Source organism: Virgibacillus proomii (genome assembly GCF_018916875.1).
Classification (GTDB): Bacteria; Bacillota; Bacilli; order Bacillales; family Amphibacillaceae; genus Virgibacillus; species Virgibacillus proomii_B.
On record NZ_JAHLNO010000018.1, the window covers coordinates 167,660 to 182,696 of the forward strand.

Annotated in this window: 11 protein-coding genes; 7 read left to right on the forward strand and 4 right to left on the reverse strand. The window is 36.3% G+C overall.

Translation table 11 applies throughout. The annotated features are described in order from the left end of the window. Positions 1–283: 283 nt before the first annotated feature. Both KQI21_RS07450 and KQI21_RS07455 read right to left on the reverse strand, forming a co-directional pair. The gene (locus KQI21_RS07450; protein ID WP_216483586.1) at positions 284–1,651 is read right to left on the reverse strand and encodes an MATE family efflux transporter; all 1,368 of its coding nucleotides are present in this window, start codon (positions 1,649–1,651) and stop codon (positions 284–286) included. Between the two features lie 201 nt (positions 1,652–1,852). Further along, positions 1,853–3,055: an MFS transporter gene (locus KQI21_RS07455; RefSeq protein ID WP_216483602.1), complete on the reverse strand. Its 1,203-nt coding sequence runs from the start codon at positions 3,053–3,055 to the stop codon at positions 1,853–1,855. Positions 3,056–3,993: 938 nt separating this feature from the next. On the opposite strand from KQI21_RS07455, the gene KQI21_RS07460 reads away from it, so the two are divergent. The 7 genes from KQI21_RS07460 (at position 3,994) to KQI21_RS07490 (ending at position 12,193) form a co-directional block, all read left to right on the forward strand. After that, positions 3,994–4,920 (forward strand): DUF1002 domain-containing protein, encoded by a 927-nt coding sequence (locus KQI21_RS07460; RefSeq protein WP_216483587.1) that lies wholly within the window; start codon positions 3,994–3,996, stop codon positions 4,918–4,920. 742 nt (positions 4,921–5,662) lie between these two features. After that, complete coding sequence (locus tag KQI21_RS07465; RefSeq protein WP_216483588.1) at positions 5,663–6,490, forward strand: 3D domain-containing protein; 828 nt, start codon at positions 5,663–5,665, stop codon at positions 6,488–6,490. A 583-nt stretch (positions 6,491–7,073) separates the two neighbouring features. Further along, positions 7,074–7,976 (forward strand): ABC transporter ATP-binding protein, encoded by a 903-nt coding sequence (locus KQI21_RS07470; RefSeq protein WP_216483589.1) that lies wholly within the window; start codon positions 7,074–7,076, stop codon positions 7,974–7,976. Further along, positions 7,969–8,712, forward strand: coding sequence for an ABC transporter permease (locus KQI21_RS07475; RefSeq protein WP_216483590.1), 744 nt, complete (start codon positions 7,969–7,971; stop codon positions 8,710–8,712). The genes KQI21_RS07470 and KQI21_RS07475 overlap by 8 nt, the downstream gene beginning before the upstream one ends. Positions 8,713–8,717: 5 nt before the next feature. Further along, positions 8,718–9,854, forward strand: a complete 1,137-nt coding sequence (locus tag KQI21_RS07480; protein ID WP_216483591.1) for a sensor histidine kinase — start codon at positions 8,718–8,720, stop codon at positions 9,852–9,854. Further along, positions 9,847–10,449 (forward strand): response regulator transcription factor, encoded by a 603-nt coding sequence (locus KQI21_RS07485; protein ID WP_216483592.1) that lies wholly within the window; start codon positions 9,847–9,849, stop codon positions 10,447–10,449. The genes KQI21_RS07480 and KQI21_RS07485 overlap by 8 nt, the downstream gene beginning before the upstream one ends. A gap of 121 nt (positions 10,450–10,570) precedes the next feature. Continuing rightward, complete coding sequence (locus tag KQI21_RS07490) at positions 10,571–12,193, forward strand: ABC-F family ATP-binding cassette domain-containing protein (RefSeq protein ID WP_216483593.1); 1,623 nt, start codon at positions 10,571–10,573, stop codon at positions 12,191–12,193. A 218-nt stretch (positions 12,194–12,411) separates the two neighbouring features. Here KQI21_RS07490 and KQI21_RS07495 read toward each other — a convergent pair whose 3' ends face one another. Then, positions 12,412–13,353: an L-threonine 3-dehydrogenase gene (locus tag KQI21_RS07495; RefSeq protein WP_216483594.1), complete on the reverse strand. Its 942-nt coding sequence runs from the start codon at positions 13,351–13,353 to the stop codon at positions 12,412–12,414. A gap of 35 nt (positions 13,354–13,388) precedes the next feature. Further along, positions 13,389–14,579 carry a glycine C-acetyltransferase gene (locus KQI21_RS07500; protein ID WP_216483595.1) on the reverse strand — a complete coding sequence of 397 codons (1,191 nt, stop codon included), beginning with the start codon at positions 14,577–14,579 and terminating at the stop codon, positions 13,389–13,391. Between the last annotated feature and the right edge of the window lie 458 nt (positions 14,580–15,037).

Below are 15,037 nucleotides of genomic sequence, written 5' to 3' on the forward strand. Positions count from 1 at the left end.
AATTTCTGCGTTGTGTTGTTTCTGCGCTGTTCATGTATTACTGTATACATTCCACTGCTCGAAACGTCGCCGCCTTGAACTTCTCGATCCTTTTTATCCTCTTTTTGAACTTTTAATAGGATAGGATGTTCAAAAATCTAATAAAATGTCATGTTGAATTTCTATGTTATTTTGACTTTATCTAGTAAAAAAATAACTTCGCCTAGAATTACTGGTTTCTGTTTTGAACACATCATAAGGGGCTTTGTTAGTTGTAGCATATATTCCCTAAGAAATCAATCATCTAAACTGTGCTAGGTTTATTTTCCTCACTATCTACAAAGCTCATCGAAACCCAATTCCGCTTCTTCCATCGTCGTAACATGAATATACCCCGTAACCATTCATCGGCAATAAAGGAAATCCAAATACCTATAAGACCGAGATTTAAATAGATACTGAAAAACCAAGCAAAGGTAACCCCAATTCCCCACATTACAGCAACGCCAATATATACCGGAAATTTCACATCCCCAGCTGCGCGCAAGGAACTAATCATAATAATATTTATCGCACGTCCGGGCTCAAGGATGATGGTCATTAATAATAATGCACCACCTGTTTCTATAACCGAAGGATTATTGGTGAAAATACCCAATAATGAATCAGAAAGCAAATAAGCAATGGTGGCAATGCTTAAGGAAATAACGATGGAGATGTTCAAGCTTTTTATTGCTCGTTGATAAACTTCTTCCTTTTTTCCAGCACCGATCATATGTCCAATTAAAATTTGTGTTCCTTGTCCAATTGCAATCGAAAATAAAAAGATGAACATGATTAAATTTTGTGTATATACTTTTGTCGTTATTGCCACTGCGCCCAATTGAGCAACAAAGTATGTGATCATCATTTGACTGGCGTTATACGATAATTGTTCACCTGCTGAGGGAATACCAATTTGCAGCAGCTGTTTAATATGTTGTTTTTGGTATCGGAAAAAATTAGAGAAATCCATTTTTCCTTGACTGCGCTTTAGTAATAAATAGAAAATGAATAGAAATCCGATGAAGCGGCTTATAGCCGTGGAGTATGCTACCCCTTCAACTCCTAAAATAGGTAATCCAAATGGACCAAAGATAACAATGTAGTTACCAATCACATTTAAAATATTCATTCCAATTGTTACAGACATGGTATCTTTGGTGAAGCCGTAGCTACGCAAAATAGCTCCCACTGTCATGATTAATGCTTGTATAAAGATTAGACCGCCAACAATTTGCATATAGCTAGAGGCTTCATCCATAATTTCTAATGGCAGATCCATTAACTGAAGGATCTCCTTTGTACTTAGAAACAAAACAGTACTTAGTACGATGGCGAATAATAAATTTAAGCTAATAGCAGTTACTGTTATTTCACCAGCTTGCTTACGATTATTTGCTCCAAGATGCTGAGCGATTAATATAGCTGCACCTTGAGCTACAAATCCAAACATAACAATGACTACAGACAGAACTTGGTTAGATACCCCAACAGCAGCTACTGCATTATCGGAATATTGGCTAAGCATTAACGTATCTGCATTACCCATTAACATATGAAGCAGTATTTCAATGAATATTGGCCATGTTAAGCCAAATAATGTAATTTTTCTTAGTTTGTTAGAGGACATTTCATCCCAACTTTCCAAGCAAATAGTAAAGCTAGTTTATATTTATTTGCTGAAAATGGAAAGCTTATTTTGAAAACGGTAAAATTATTGTCATTTTTAATCGTTTTTTTTTCCAATTGCCTTGTGAAATAAATGATCTTGCTACAATTGACATATAAACCTATATGAAAAAGTTAAACCGAGAACAAAAATGCCCTCGGTTTAACTTTTCCGTGCAGATAATGAGCGGGAATGGGAATGATTGTATTCGTACTTATACCAACAAACGAGCATGGTAATACCACCTGTTAGAAGCAATACACCTGTGACAACAAATACTGCTGAAAACCCGAAAAAACCTGCTATCGCTCCACCTAAGGCAGGTCCAATAATATTTCCAAGGAAGCGTAAGCTCGTGTTATATCCTAACACTTCACCTTGCATAGAAAGTGGTGCTGTTTGCCGGATATAGGCAATTCGAACCGGAATAATACCACCAATTGAAATTCCCAACAAGAAGCGTAAGATGACAAGCTGCCAAATATTTGTAACTAAAGCACCCGGAAGGTATACAATCCCGGCCATGAATAGTAGTGCAGTCATCACTTTAATGTAGCCAATTTTATCACCAAGTCTTCCGAGCCTTCTAGACATGAGTAAGTTACCAAGACCCGCTGCGGAGAAAGCCACACCGGAGAAAAAGGCAACATTTTCTGGTCCGTGAATATCAGCAACAAATAGAGATAATATTGGTTGAATGCTAAAGTGAGCGATCTGAACTAATGTTGACATTAGCAAAACTGCTAATAAAATTGGATTAGCTACAATATGCTGAATAACTTGCTTGCTTGTATATAGTTTGTTTTCCTTCTCATCGTCAACATTTAATCTTATTTCTTTAACGCCAAAGAGAACGATTAGAGCAGAAAGAAAAATCGTAACGGATACCCACTTGAATGTACTAGCAAAGCCAAATGTATCAGCAAGCGTTCCTCCTAATAGAGGCCCCATTAACGCTCCAGTAATACTCCCTGTCTGTAGTGTACCTAGTACTCTTCCGGCGATGTTTTTTGGTGTTTGTGTTGAGATAAAAGCTTGGGACATAGGGATAAATCCGGTTGCAATCCCCATGATTAAGCGGAGTAAAAATAATTGCCAAACCGAAGTGGCAAAGCCCATTAGGAAAATGGACAAGCCAATTCCAACTGCAGAAAATATAAGAATGTTCTTCCGTCCGTACTTGTCACCAATTCTTCCCCAAATAGGTGAAAAAATAAATGCGGTGACAAAGGTAATAGCAAAAATCCAACCTGACCAATTTTGTACATATGAGTCGGAAAAATTACCCATAGACTCAATGTACAAAGAAATAAATGGAAGTACCATTGTCATACTTCCAGAAATAAAAAAGTTAGCAAACCACATGATTGCTAAGTTTCTCTTCACGATCGGATAATCGTCAATAATGGCAATACCCTTCTTTCTGATAAGATATTTCGTCACCCTAAATATTATCGCATTTATGGAGGAAAGGAAAGTTATCTGCTTAGCATGGAATATTCAAAAAAGTTATTGTCGATTTTAACAATCAAGATACGTTAATCTTTTAAAGAATACAACGAAAATGTTCATTGGTTCGTCTCATAGTTATTTATGAGTTTTTTTACACTATAGGAAAGTATAAAACTTTAGGCTTTATAGTATAAGAAAAACGATAGCTATCGCCATAAAGAGGCTGGGACAAAACTAAAACAGTTGATTAAAAAACGAACAATAAATCGTCCTTGTGTATACGCAAGTTTTTAGCGTAGTCAAAATATGTAGACTCCTCTCGGGAATAGCTCGAGCTGAAGATCCCGCAGGAAAGCGATCTTTGCTTTCCGAGGAAGCTGAGGCCGTGCCCGCGGAAAGCGAAATATTTTGACGTAGCGATGATAGGAATTTTTTTAACACAAACAAACCGAACAATTATAAATGAATTGTTCGGTTTTTGCTATTTAGTATTTGCTTATGTCCCAGCCTCTTTCTAAAAACAATTTTATGTTTCAATGGGCATGGTTTCGTTTAAACCAATATATTATGAACATAAGGGGCTGTTCAAAAGTCGATTAAAAATCTAAATTAGACGGCTTATTTTGGCTTCTAATATCTATTCTGCTTATCGCTAACAGCGAGGCCTTGAACTTCTTGGTTCTTCTTTTAGATTCGCACTCTAGTAACTGTTGCATACATTAGCAGCAAAATACATCCCAGGTTGTAATTTTTTTCAAAAATGTATTCATAAATAAAAAAAACAGGTATAATGATATTTAGCTTGAAGAAAGCATAAAATAAAGCAAGAACTGATAAAGGAGAAATAAAGGATGATAAGAAAAGGAAGTAAATTTCTACTAATCATGTTAATTGCTTTACTAGTACTAGGGACAAGCTTGTCTGTTCATGCTGATAGTGGAGCTGGTAATTCAGATAGTATTAATGAAAAGTTGGGACAGCCAATTGTTGTATATGGGGCGCAATTAACGAGTGATCAACGTGCTAAAGTTCGTGAATTGTTAAATGTAAATGATGGAGACGCTGTTGACGAATATGATGTATCCGGAAAAGATGCAGCCAAGTATATTAATGGAAACCCAAATTCAAATATGTATTCAAGTGCTAAAATAGCGCTTCAAGAAGAAGGAAATGGACTAACTATTAATATTGTAACTCCAGAAAATATTACAGAGGTCACGAAAGAAATGTACGCAAATGCGTTGCTTACAGCTGGTGTCGAAAATGCAACGGTTGATGTAGCTTCTCCCGTAAAAGTTAGTGGTCATTCCGCATTAACGGGGATTTATAAAGCGTATGATGTAGACGGGCAAGAGCTTGATAAAGAGCGGATGGAGCTTGCTAATGAAGAACTGGGAGTAGCAACACAACTAGCTGGAAAAGAAGGTGTTGGAGAAGAAAAGGCTAGTCAACTGCTTACGGAGATCAAAAAGACGATTGCCGAACAGAATCCAGCTACGAAAGAAGATGTAGAACGGATTGTTCAAGAGCAACTGGATAAGCTGGAAATATCTTTAAGTGAAGCAGATCGACAAATGTTGATTAATTTAATTGATAAAATGCGTGATTTAAATATAAATTTTGACCAAGTGAAAAGTCAATTAGATGATATCTCGACAGCGATCAAGGATAAAGCTGAAGAACTTGGTCTAGATGAAGGATTTTGGGAGAAAGTAGCTAACTTCTTCAGTGAGCTTTTCCAAGCAATTGCTAACTTTTTTAAAGGGCTTTTTAGCTAATATTTATATAGAACAGACAATAAACATATCCTTAATGGAACTGTACCCGAAATGTTGAACATTCAAAAAACATGTGGTGGTACAGTTTTTTTATACTGTAGGAAAATATAAAACTTTAGGCTTTATAGTATAAGAAAAACGATAGCTTTCGCCATAAAGACTTGGCGACAAGCCAAGTTTTTCTAATGGCTAAATTTACAGCTAATAAAAAAGTAAGTGCGGTCAAATATTATTTGAAAAAAAGGATATAAAAGTATGTATCATGGTGCTGACGTTGTAATAACTTTATACTGTCTAAGGTGCTGAAAGATTCCCAGTTTGATAGTTGCCGAATATGACCTAGAATGCTTGATGGGGTATAAAGGAACAGCCCCACTGAATGAAGTTTCACTTTAGACGTTTTAAAGGTGTAAAAAAGGATAAAAACATCCACCACCTGACTTCTGTACGTTACGTGATAAGTTAGTTTATGTCAGCTTTCATTCTGTACTAAAGGAAACAAATTTTTGGTCTTCGTTTTTTTCGGAATAATCGGATGCAATATTACAGGATAAATGATTCTATAACTATAGTAAGACAAATTGGAAGACTGGTAGTCCTTTTGTCTCAAACACATTACAAATGTAATATTCTTAGTTGGTTTTGGTAATTCTTGTAATGGACTTTTAAACGTTCTGTAACTGCACTACCTGAGTTGCTGTGTTAGGATAGGCTATGTCAGATATTTAAGGAGGGAAAACGAATGAAAAAGATTATGGCTTCATTCGCGACTGGTATGATTATCGCTGGCACTGCTGCTACTACAGTATCGGCAGATGAGTATGATGTAAAAGCAGGAGATAGCCTTTGGAATATTGCTAACGAACACAATACGACAGTAGAAAACTTAGTTGAAATAAATAATTTGAAATCTACAGTAATTTATCCCAAGCAAACATTAATTATAAATAAACAAGCAAAAATGAAATATAAAGTCCAAAAAGGAGATACATTGTTTGGTATTTCCCAAAAGTACAATGTATCTGTAGAGGATCTAAAAAATTGGAATAACCTAGGCTCAGATCTTATTATCATCGGGCAAGAATTAACTCTCGAAGGAGTTACAGTTTCCCAAGATAAACCAGCAACAAATGTAGAACAGGCAGCATCACAACCGAAAAAACAACCGGAGCAAACAGTGGATAAGCAGGAGACAGCTTTACCTAAAGCAACAGCAGCAGCTCCAAAAGCGCCTGCAAGTAATCAAGCACCCGCACAAGAAAAACAGGAAAAACCTGCAGGTAAAACATTTTCTGTAACAGCAACTGCTTATACGGCAAGCTGTGATGGCTGCTCTGGTATTACTGCTACAGGTGTAAACTTGAATGAAAATCCAGATGCAAAAGTAATTGCTGTTGATCCAAGTGTTATTCCACTAGGCTCAAAAGTTTATGTTGAAGGGTATGGCCATGCAACAGCTGCTGATACTGGCGGTGCAATCAAAGGTAATAAAATTGACGTATTTCTCCCAACAAAAGGTGAAGCAACCAATTGGGGCGTAAGAACAGTTAACGTAACTATTGTAGAATAAGAGATTTATATCATTTCATATATTTTCTGTAATCAATCGAGTGGGATGCTTATCTCACTCGATTTTATTATTGTTTTTGAAAACTATATCTGTTGCTATAAGGTGGATAACTTTTTTAAAAGTAGCTTTGACTGGCTTAGGCACTCGTGCTGCCAGCAAACGGAGCACCTTATCGTCGTTTCTAGGAGAATTTTAATTTGACAATCTCTTTCTGGGAGTCCGAACTACCAAATTTTGATACGCGAATTCCAATCGGTTTGGAGATTACTGCACCCCAAATTAATATAAAGTTGTTTCTACATAACTGCTACACTTATTTTGTTCCCATTTATTATAAAAATAAAACTACCGATATAGAAAAACAGAAAAAACCTTTTACATTTCCTTCAATTCTTAAAATTTTATTCCAAAAAATGAAGTTTCACTTTATAGCATGCTCTAAATAGATTAGTTTTTTCAACCCGTTAGACAGCAGTGTTTTCTTTAAATTGAAGATATATGACATTTGTCAATTTAGAGTTGTGACAGAAGCTACTGCAATTCGTTTTTCTAGTTAGCTATCCTTGTAGTAAGGAGGTATTCTATGGATGACATGATTGTTCAGACAGATCAATTGAGTAAAACTTTTAAGCAAACGCAAGCATTATGTGATGTATCTTTTTCCGTTAGGCAAGGGGAAGTAATTGCAATTCTTGGACCAAATGGCGCTGGCAAAACAACAGCTATTTCACTGATTTTAGGACTGTTAAAGCCAACGAAAGGGAGTGTGCATATATTTGGTCAAGATCCAAGGTATATACGTGTTCGCGAACGATTAGGTGTTATGATGCAGGAAGTTAGAATGATGGATGGGTTGACCGCTAATGAATTGTTGCAATTATTTCGTATGTATTATCCGCAACCTTTGGCACTTACGGAGATGATTAAGTTAACAGGATTATCGGAAGCCGATTTAAAAACAAAAGTAGAAAAACTTTCCGGAGGCCAGAGAAGGAGGGTGAACTTTGCTGTTTGTTTAGCAGGAAATCCAGATTTTATTATTTTAGATGAACCCACAACTGGAATGGATACCACCTCCAGAGCAATGTTTTGGAAAACGATTCATTGTCTGGCAGATCAAGGGAAAACCATTCTATTCTCAACACATTATTTACAGGAAGCAGATAATGCTGCTAATCGAATAATTTTACTTGATCGAGGACGAAAAATTGCTGATGGCGCTGCTGCAGATATTAAGCAAACGCTGTCGAAGCAATATGTATCGTTTCGTATTCACAGGAAACTAGAAAAAGCAAAGCTGGATATCCCGGATATATTAAGCGTGGAGGAGCGGGATCAGCGAATCTGTTTAGAAACCAAGGATACAGACGCTTTAGTTTCCTATATTATTCAGCATATTCCGGATGCATATGATCTGCAAATTGACAAAGGGAGTATGGATGATGTGTTTAAATCATTAGTACAAAGGAGTCATGCAGATGGATAAATTCATGTATCAATGTATTGCTGAGATAAAACGAGCAATTCGTAATCCGTATTATGTTTTTTGGTCACTATTTGTCCCAGTTTGTTTTTACTTTATTTTTACGAAGGTATTTACATTTAATGAAAGTGCTGAGGATCAAGCATTATGGGCTGCGCACTATTTAATGTCTATGACTACTTTTAGTGTGATGGGATCCAGCTTAATGACACTCGGAATTCGTATGGTACAGGATAAGCAACAAGGGTTTACTAAATTTTTAAAAGTGATGCCACTTCCTGAGTCTATCTATTTAATTAGTCAAATGCTCGGTCAAAGTATCATTCATATATTTTCCATTGCAGTAATTTTCTTAGCCGGGGTGTTGATTAATGATGTATCGCTTCGTGCTGTAGAATGGATGTCGAGTGGATTATGGGTCTTACTTGGTTCTGCTGTATTTTTGGCATTGGGGACACTTGTGGGGACGATGAATAAAGTAGAAACAGCTAGTGGTGTAAGCAATATTTTGTATTTAGGAATGGCTTTACTCGGAGGTATGTGGATGCCATTAAATGTCATGCCTTCGTTTTTACAAGATGTCGCCAAGTGGTTACCTTCCTATCATTATGCAAATGGTCCGTGGGAAATAATTCGGGGAAATTGGCCAGAATGGCAAAATGTACTATTGCTTGTCGCTTATACGGGTCTATTTATGGTATTATCGATCTATATTAGACGAAAACAAGAAGTGGTGTAATTTCAATGGCAAAACAAGCGAGAAGGGAACTATTTCCTAAAAAATATGGCTTTTTTCCATATGTGTTTCTCATATATTTAATTATGCCAGCAGTTTTATTGTTAGAGGAAGAAGGAGCGAAGCAAGTATTTGGCTACTTGCTTTTACTTCTATTTCTTATTAGCTATCATCAGCTGTTTCATAAAGAAGGCACGCGAATGTTTTCCTATTGGCTTGGAGTGCAAATGGGAATTATTTGTTTTCAAAGCATTGCTTACGATTACAACTTTCTGTTTCTCGGTTTTTTCGCAGCGAGTTTTATTGGCTGGTATGGGAATAAAAGGAATTTTAGGATTGGTTGGTCAGCACTATTTATAACATTGCTGCTACCAATTATGTATCATATGATTATTATGGAACATGTTTATATTATCTATATTATTCCATTTATGATAGTCATTTTAGCCTCTCCATTTGGGATCCGCTCTGTGAATAAGAATATGCAGTTAGAAAAAGAATTGGATGAAGCAAATGCTAAAATAGAAGAGCTTATCAAACGTGAAGAGCGGACAAGAATTGCCCAAGATCTTCATGATACACTTGGTCATACATTATCGCTGCTTACGTTAAAAAGCCAATTAGTCGAGCGCTTAATAACCAAGGATGCAGAGCGGGCTAAGAAGGAAGTGAAGGAAATAGAAACGACGTCAAGAGCAGCTTTGGACCAAGTGCGGGAATTAGTAACCGATATGAAGGCACAAACACTAAAGGAAGAATTGATCCAAGTGGAGCAACTATTAGATACAGCCAATATTGATATACATATGCAGTTTCACGATAATATTAGATTTCATTCAGCAGTTACTGAACATATGCTTAGTCTTTGTTTAAAAGAAGCAGTAACAAATATTGTTAAACATAGTCAAGCAAGTAAATGCTGGCTTGAGCTTAAAGAAAACGACAGGATGATTCTTTTATGCGTAAAGGATAATGGAGTTGGCATGTCTACACAAGGTGTGGAGGGGTATGGTTTACAAGGGATAAAAGAAAGGCTTGCCTTATTAGGTGGTACCCTGTCTTTGATCACAAACAGCGGTACTACTTTGGAAATGACGGTGCCAAAGGTAAAAAGACCGGAGGGAGAAGGGAAGCTTTATGTATAAAATTGTCTTAGCAGAAGATCAGAAAATGTTATTAGGTGCTTTAGGGTCATTATTAGATTTAGAAGCTGATATGGAGGTTGTGGGTCAGGCTACTAGTGGTGACGAGGTATTAAAGCTAATTGAAGAAAAGCAACCGGATGTTTGTCTATTAGATATTGAAATGCCTGGTAAAAGCGGGCTTGAGGTAGCTAAGCTTATAAATGAGATGGATCAGCGACCACGGATTATTGTATTAACAACGTTTGCTAAGCCTGGTTATTTTGAAAAAGCAATTAAAGCTGGAGTAGATGGATATTTATTAAAAGATCGTTCCATTGAAGAGTTAACAACAGCAATTCGTAAGGTTGTTGATGGGGAGCAAGTATATAGTCAAGAATTAATGGTCGATTTCATTAGGGAAAAAAATCCATTAAATGAACGAGAACAACATATTTTGAAGTTGATCGCCACTGGTATGACAACAAAGGAATTAACAACTACCTTATATTTATCTTATGGTACGGTTCGTAACTATGTATCGGAAATCATACAAAAACTAGAGGCAAAAAACCGGTTAGAAGCGGTTGAAATTGCCAGAAGCAAGGGGTGGATATGATGTTGCAGACGTAATATAGCTGCTTACATCATTCATTGTATAAAGCAAATATTGACGAAACCTTTTAAATAACGTAAGCTAACTTTGATTACTTTTATTTTATTGGAGGAAATTTACTCGCATGATTAATGTATCTAATGTTAGTTTACGATATGGTGATAAAAAGTTATTTGAGGATGTAAACTTAAAATTTACTCCCGGTAACTGTTATGGATTGATTGGTGCAAATGGAGCTGGGAAGTCAACCTTTTTGAAGATTTTATCTGGTGAAATTGAGCCCCAGACCGGTCACGTCTCACTTTCCCCAGGTGAACGACTTGCTGTTTTAAAACAGGATCATTTTGCTTATGAAGATTATCATGTATTAGATACTGTTTTAATGGGGCATGAAAAACTTTATGCTGTAAAACAAGAAAAAGATGCTATCTATATGAAAGGCGATTTTTCTGAAGAAGATGGTATGCGTGCAGCCGAATTGGAAGCAGAATTTGCTGAAATGAATGGATGGGAAGCAGAATCAGATGCAGCTATTCTTTTAAAAGGTCTAGGAATTGATGAGTCTTTACATGATAAAAAGATGGCTGACCTAACTGCAGATGAAAAAGTCAAAGTTTTACTTGCCCAAGCTTTATTTGGAAATCCGGACATTTTGTTATTGGATGAGCCCACTAATGGTTTGGATATTCAAGCAATCCAATGGTTAGAAGAATTTTTAATTAACTTTGAAAATACGGTTATTGTCGTATCTCATGACCGCCACTTCTTAAATAAAGTATGTACCCATATCGCTGATGTTGACTATGGAAAAATTGAAATCTATATCGGAAATTATGATTTTTGGTATGAGTCCAGTCAGCTAGCCACTAAAATGGCACAAGAAGCGAACAAAAAGAAAGAAGAAAAAATCAAAGAATTACAATCATTTATTGCTCGCTTCAGTGCTAATGCTTCAAAATCGCGACAAGCAACATCACGAAAAAAATTATTAGAAAACATCACCTTAGACGACATTAAGCCTTCGTCGAGAAAGTACCCATATATTGCCTTTTCTCCGGGGCGTGAAATTGGTAATGATCTTCTCCGTGTTGATGGTTTAACAAAAACGATTAATGGTGTAAAAGTGCTTGATAATATTAGCTTTACGATGAATAAAGATGATAAAATTGCTCTTCTAGGTAAAAACGATATTGCAAAAACGACGTTATTTAAAATTCTTACGGGTGAAATGGAGCCTGATTCCGGAATGTATAAATGGGGGGTAACTACATCTCAATCTTATTTCCCAAAAGACAATAGTTCCTATTTTAAAAATAGTGAACTTTCTTTAGTTGATTGGCTCCGGCAGTATTCTCCAGAAGATGAAACAGAAACCTTTTTACGTGGGTTTCTAGGAAGGATGCTTTTCTCTGGTGAGGAGGCATTAAAGAAAGCAAATGTTTTATCAGGAGGAGAAAAAGTTCGTTGCATGCTTGCTAAGATGATGTTAAGCAATGCCAATGTTCTATTATTAGATGAACCGACGAATCACCTTGATTTAGAATCGATTACTGCTTTAAATAATGGGCTAATTAAATTTAAAGGCTCGATTTTATTTACATCTCATGATCATCAATTCATTCAAAGTATTGCCAATCGGTTAATTGAAATTACACCAAATGGCATTATGGATAAAGAAATGAGTTATGATGAATACGTACAGGATAAAGAATTACAAAATAAAGTGGCTGCTATGTATGCCGGTTAATGATAATAACCAAAGAGCACTGGGAAAAGTCCAGTGCTCTTTGGTTATTATGTAGGGAGCTATATCCCATTTTTTACATCGTGAAAAATTTTTTGTATGACTTTTATCAATATCCAGTTCCAGCACTAGATTCTAGAGGCCGCTTTACTCTTCTTCTACGACAACAGTCTCATCGGTGGAATATTCAGCGCTTGTGTTGCTAGCCTTTGTTCTAAAGTTTATTTTTCGATTTTGATTTTTTCAAGCATGTCACTTGTCATCTTATCAAGATCATATTCTGCTTTAAAGCCCCATTCTTCCATTGCGGCTGTTGAATCCAAGCTGTTTGGCCAACTGTCAGCGATTTTTTGTCTAACTGGATCAACCTGATATTCTAATGCAAAGTCCGGAATATGCTTTTTAATTGCTCTGGCAAAATCTTCCGGTTCGGCTGAAAAAGCAGTGATATTAAATGCATTTCTATGTTTTAATTTGTCTGGGTTTGCTTCCATTAACTGAACGATAGCGTTAAGAGCATCCGGCATATACATCATATCCATATAAGTTCCTTGGGCAATATAAGATGTATAAGCTTTATTTTTAACTGCTTCATAATACATCTCTACTGCATAGTCGGTTGTTCCTCCGCCAGGTAATGTGACATAAGAAATTAATCCTGGAAAGCGGACACCGCGAGTATCAACACCAAAACGAGTATGATAGTAATCTGCTAACAGTTCACCGGCCACTTTGTTAACACCATACATTGTTGTTGGACGTTGCAAGGTATCTTGAGGTGTCTTATCTTTTGGTGTAGTAGGACCAAAAGCACCAATGGAACTAGGAGTAAAGAATTGTAAATTTAATTCCCTTGCAATTTCTAATGCATTCACTAAACCACCCATATTAATATGCCAAGCGAGCTTAGGATTTTCTTCTGCTTTTGCCGATAATAATGCAGCTAAATGCATCATCGTATCTATTTGGTATTTCTTTGCTACTTCATAAAGTTGGTTTGCATCGGTCACATCAACAACTTCACATGGACCTTCAGCTATAATTCCTTCTGCCTTACGAATATCAGTCGCTATTACATTATTTATTCCATAGCGTTTTCTTAATTTAATAACAAGCTCTGAGCCTATTTGTCCTAAAGCTCCCGTAACAAGTATTTTCTTCATTACTCGAAATCCTCTCTTATTGCTTCACTTTCTGTTTAAATTAGCCCAAGTTCTTTTCCGACTTTTTCATAGATGCTAATCGCTTTATCCAACATTTCTTTTGTATGTGCTGCAGTCGGCATATTTCTTACACGCCCTGTTCCACGTGGTACTGTCGGAAAGACAATTGATTTTGCATAGACCCCTTCTTCATTTAATCGTTTACTAAATGCTTGTGTTGCATTTTCATCCCCAATTATACAAGGTGTAATTGGTGTTTCACTATTACCAATATCAAAGCCTAGCTGTTTTAAGCCAGCCTTTAAATAATTTCCATTTTCCCATAACTTTTCATTTAGTTCATTACTTTCCATTAGAATATCAATAGCCTTCGCACTAGCTGCTGCATCAGCTGGTGAAACGGCTGTTGAAAATAGAAATGGACGAGAATGAACCTTTAACCAGTCAATTAAGTTTGCTTTTCCAGCAACATAGCCTCCAATAACACCGATCGCTTTGGATAATGTTCCCATTTGGAAATCAACTTTATCTTGTAGGCCAAAATGCTTTACTGTTCCTGCCCCTTTACCTAATACACCAGATCCATGTGCATCATCGACATACGTGATAAGGTCAAATTCCTCAGCAATCTCAACAATTTCCGGAAGCTTCGCAATATCACCGTCCATGGAAAAGACCCCATCCGTAATTACCATAATCTTTTTATATTGACCGGACTCTGCAGTTTCTTTTGCTTTTTGTCTAAGATCCTCCATATCTGAATGGTTAAAGCGAATAATTTTTGCCTTTGATAAACGACAGCCATCGATAATCGAGGCATGGTTTAACTCATCTGATAAAATGGCGTCATGTTTATCCATTACCGCAGAAATAGCAGCCATATTACAATTAAAGCCGGATTGGTAAGAAATAACGGCTTCTGTTCCCTTAAAAGCTGCTAACCTTTTTTCTAATTCAAGATGGAGATCAAGTGTACCATTAATGGTCCGAACAGCTCCTGCACCAACACCATGGGAATCAACTGCTTGTTTCGCAACTTTTTTTAACCGTTCATCTGTAGCTAGCCCAAGGTAGTTATTGGAAGAAAGGTTAATTAGCGTTCTTCCGCCTATTTTGATTTCTGGACCATTTGGCCCTTCGACCGGATCAATTTCATTATATAAACCGCGCTCTTTTAAATCTGCAATATTTTCATTTAAAAAAGAATCCAATGCTTTACTTGTCATTTTGCTTGTTTCCTCCTTTTATATAAGTTTATGTAGTTTCTAAATGTATTAAACAAACAATGGATAAAAGCATGTTTCTTTTTTCAGTTTAACACAACTTATCCGAAATGTTTAATGGAAGAACACGTGCAAATAGTTAGGAAAAACTTAAAAAATAAATCGTTTTAAACATATTGTTAACTTTCTAGGAACTTATATCCGTTTCTACATCGTGGAGATTTTTTAATACTATAGGAAAGCATTCCTGTAATAAAGCAAAATGAGGATTGAATAAAAAAAGCCCCCTTGGTATGATACGAGGTGTCCTGATCACTGTAATGTGGTGTAAAAAGGACCCTTAAATTAGAACCAAGGAGGACTATTATGCATTATAAACAAAATGAAAAGATTTTACAACTTACCGAGCAAATTTTAATTGTTGGGGTTGATATTGCCAAAGAGAAGCACGTTGCCCGCGC

Excerpts from the sequence above, each read along its gene's own strand:
- KQI21_RS07500 (WP_216483595.1), bottom strand. The coding sequence starts at position 14,579 with ATGACAAGTAAAGCATTGGATTCTTTTTTAAATGAAAATATTGCAGAT.
- KQI21_RS07490 (WP_216483593.1), top strand. The coding sequence starts at position 10,571 with ATGATTAATGTATCTAATGTTAGTTTACGATATGGTGATAAAAAGTTA.
- KQI21_RS07495 (WP_216483594.1), bottom strand. The coding sequence starts at position 13,353 with ATGAAGAAAATACTTGTTACGGGAGCTTTAGGACAAATAGGCTCAGAG.
- KQI21_RS07455 (WP_216483602.1), bottom strand. The coding sequence starts at position 3,055 with ATGTGGTTTGCTAACTTTTTTATTTCTGGAAGTATGACAATGGTACTT.
- KQI21_RS07470 (WP_216483589.1), top strand. The coding sequence starts at position 7,074 with ATGGATGACATGATTGTTCAGACAGATCAATTGAGTAAAACTTTTAAG.
- KQI21_RS07465 (WP_216483588.1), top strand. The coding sequence starts at position 5,663 with ATGAAAAAGATTATGGCTTCATTCGCGACTGGTATGATTATCGCTGGC.
- KQI21_RS07475 (WP_216483590.1), top strand. The coding sequence starts at position 7,969 with ATGGATAAATTCATGTATCAATGTATTGCTGAGATAAAACGAGCAATT.
- KQI21_RS07460 (WP_216483587.1), top strand. The coding sequence starts at position 3,994 with ATGATAAGAAAAGGAAGTAAATTTCTACTAATCATGTTAATTGCTTTA.
- KQI21_RS07450 (WP_216483586.1), bottom strand. The coding sequence starts at position 1,651 with ATGTCCTCTAACAAACTAAGAAAAATTACATTATTTGGCTTAACATGG.
- KQI21_RS07485 (WP_216483592.1), top strand. The coding sequence starts at position 9,847 with ATGTATAAAATTGTCTTAGCAGAAGATCAGAAAATGTTATTAGGTGCT.
- KQI21_RS07480 (WP_216483591.1), top strand. The coding sequence starts at position 8,718 with ATGGCAAAACAAGCGAGAAGGGAACTATTTCCTAAAAAATATGGCTTT.